Annotated in this window: 4 protein-coding genes; 1 reads left to right on the plus strand and 3 read right to left on the minus strand. The window is 55.6% G+C overall.

Annotated features, from left to right (window positions below):
• Window positions 1–36: 36 nt before the first annotated feature.
• Together WCA53_RS09665 and WCA53_RS09670 are read right to left on the minus strand one after the other, a co-directional pair.
• On the minus strand, window positions 37–402 hold the full coding sequence (locus tag WCA53_RS09665; protein ID WP_423908465.1) for a GNAT family N-acetyltransferase: 366 nt from the start codon (window positions 400–402) through the stop codon (window positions 37–39).
• Between the two features lie 39 nt (window positions 403–441).
• Window positions 442–834, minus strand: coding sequence for a hypothetical protein (locus WCA53_RS09670; protein ID WP_423908467.1), 393 nt, complete (start codon window positions 832–834; stop codon window positions 442–444).
• A gap of 219 nt (window positions 835–1,053) precedes the next feature.
• Between WCA53_RS09670 and WCA53_RS09675 the strand changes: the two genes are divergently transcribed.
• On the plus strand, window positions 1,054–1,530 hold the full coding sequence (locus WCA53_RS09675) for an N-acetyltransferase family protein (protein ID WP_423908468.1): 477 nt from the start codon (window positions 1,054–1,056) through the stop codon (window positions 1,528–1,530).
• On the opposite strand, the gene WCA53_RS09680 is transcribed toward WCA53_RS09675, so the two are convergent.
• Window positions 1,527–2,300 (minus strand): MFS transporter (locus WCA53_RS09680; RefSeq protein ID WP_423908470.1); only part of this gene is annotated, 774 nt, incomplete at its 5' end. The genes WCA53_RS09675 and WCA53_RS09680 overlap by 4 nt on opposite strands.

The following is a 2,300-nucleotide window of genomic DNA, read 5'->3' on the forward strand; positions in this document are numbered from 1 at the left end:
ATTTCTGAACACGTACGAAATCGCGGTCGTTAAAGCTTATCTCATCAGGCCTTTCCCTTCGACTGCCTTCGCGATGGAGAATCCAAGATGACATGCCTGGAACGGTCCCCGAACCACATTAGTGAAATTGCAGTCTCCGATCAGCTCGCCACTTTCACGCTCAAGCAGCACGAGATGAAGAGCGTTTCCCGCTGCAGTTTGATGAGCCATTACACGTAGTCTTTCAGTGATGGCATCCAGATCATAGAAACTCTCTGATCGAGCGGGCTCCCAAGGCTGAAGGTGCGTTCGGTTGGCTGCGTAGTAGCCTAGTAAAGCGTACGCGTTGGTCTCGTTGACTACGCGCAATATCACGCGGTCGGTGGTCATTTCGTCGTCTGGATGGCGTGCCATATTGATCATTGATCTATTCTTTTTTGGTGTGCAACGAAGCACCCGCTCTCAAGCAGGTGCCTGACGCCCGGATGGAAATGCCCGTGCCGCTACCGGCGCGAGACCGAGTACGACCACAAGGAATCCGACCTGCGCCAGATAAAACGAATTAAGCCATTGATCATTTATCGCGACATAGTACGTGTTATGTATAACGTCACTCACGATAATCGCGACGGTCAACCAGAGTCCCGCCCTTGGTTTGACAAACAAGAGCATAGCGGCGAGCGAGTCAAGAATAATCAGCGCATCCCAATAGACTTTGCTCGCCAGGGTAATCTTGCTTCCCATGCCGTAGTCCCAAAGCAAACCATGTTGCAGGATCGCACGTGCATGATTGAAGGTAGCAGCAAGCAGGCATAGGGCAAACAAAATCCGGATCACGATCGATGCGCGGAGCATTCGGACTCTCGTAAAAATGGGGTGCGCTTGGCTTAGCAGACGGGAGTTTGTCATAGGGAGCGCTGCGGCATGTACCACGGCGGTCGGAGGCGTACCGCCCGAGTGATGGGATAGGGATGAAGAGTTGTACACGCAATCTGAAGATATTTATTTAGCTTATGTAAGCGACAGGAATACGGTAGTGTGTGCGGACTTAATTTTTGGACCTTTCTCTAAACGATGACAGACCTGCATTCAATCCGTCGTGCCCGTGCTGCTGACCTGCCGGCGATCTATGCTGGCGAACTCGACTATATTCGGCAGATCGAGCCAGAACAGGAGGCGCGCTGGACGGGTGGAATGTATTGGCACATGAAGCAATGGACCAACGATCTCGAACACATGTTTATCGCGGAATCGGGTGAGGAGGCTACGGGGTACTGCTTCTGGGAGGTCCACAGTAACGTCGCCGTCCTCGCGTCGATTTACGTTCTACCTGATAAACGCCGCGTCGGACTCGGTCGACGACTCCTCGCCGAGTTCATCTCCGACGCACGCGCGCAGGGTTTCGCTTCGCTCACCCTGGGTGTGAAGCCTGACAATCCGGCACGGGTTCTCTACGAAGCGGCGGGCTTTGTCTATACGCACGACGACGGCGGCTATCGTCACTACGCGTATCAGCTCGACAGTCTTACAGCAATAGTGCCGCTGACTTAAGAGTACTTGACGAATACTTGACGAGTACTTGATCTGCGGCACTCCAAGCAGTTCATCGGTCGTCGCCGCGCCGTTGGCATTCCGGATCGCGGCGTATCGAACACGATTGATGGACACGCAGACGCACATGACACCTTGTCTGCTGCTACCGTCTGACCGCGCAGCCGGTCGTATTCGACTTTGTCCATGGGAACCGCATCGGGTTCGCCGAGCTGGCTCATCGGTATGCGATACGTCTCGCGGGCACTCCATGCGGCGAGCGCAGCGACGACGGTCACGCCCAGCGTGATGGAGCCCACCGTGAATGGAATGTCGGCCGACCCCGGAGGTGCGACCGTCGCGAAAAGTGCCGGCAACAGCGCGGTGATGAGCGTGCCCACGTTCTGTGCAATCGACATTGCCGAGACCCGCGAGCGCGTCGGGAAGAGTTCCGGATAGAAGCTCGAAAAGACCGCGTTATAGCCTTGATAGACAATCCCCCACATCAGCAGTGACATGAGGAAAGCGAGCGGCACGTTGTGAATGCTGATCGCGTAGAGATAGCCGTACGAGAGCAGTCCTGAGCCGACCGCGCCAACCGCGACCGGCAGCTTGCGGCCGATGCGATCCGACAAATTGCCTACGTACGGAATCACCAGCACGGCGATGATATTGCCGACGACCGGAATCCACAGATACACGCTCTTGTGAAAACCGATACCGTATGAGGCCTGTACCGCGTAGGCCGCGCCGAAGATTGTCGCAACGACGGGGATCACGTTCATCAGCGC

The organism is Caballeronia sp. (assembly GCF_049581465.1).
GTDB lineage: Bacteria > Pseudomonadota > Gammaproteobacteria > Burkholderiales > Burkholderiaceae > Caballeronia.

Coding starts and splice junctions, on each gene's coding strand:
- WCA53_RS09665 (WP_423908465.1), bottom strand. CDS start 402: ATGATCAATATGGCACGCCATCCAGACGACGAAATGACCACCGACCGC.
- WCA53_RS09670 (WP_423908467.1), bottom strand. CDS start 834: ATGCTCCGCGCATCGATCGTGATCCGGATTTTGTTTGCCCTATGCCTG.
- WCA53_RS09675 (WP_423908468.1), top strand. CDS start 1,054: ATGACAGACCTGCATTCAATCCGTCGTGCCCGTGCTGCTGACCTGCCG.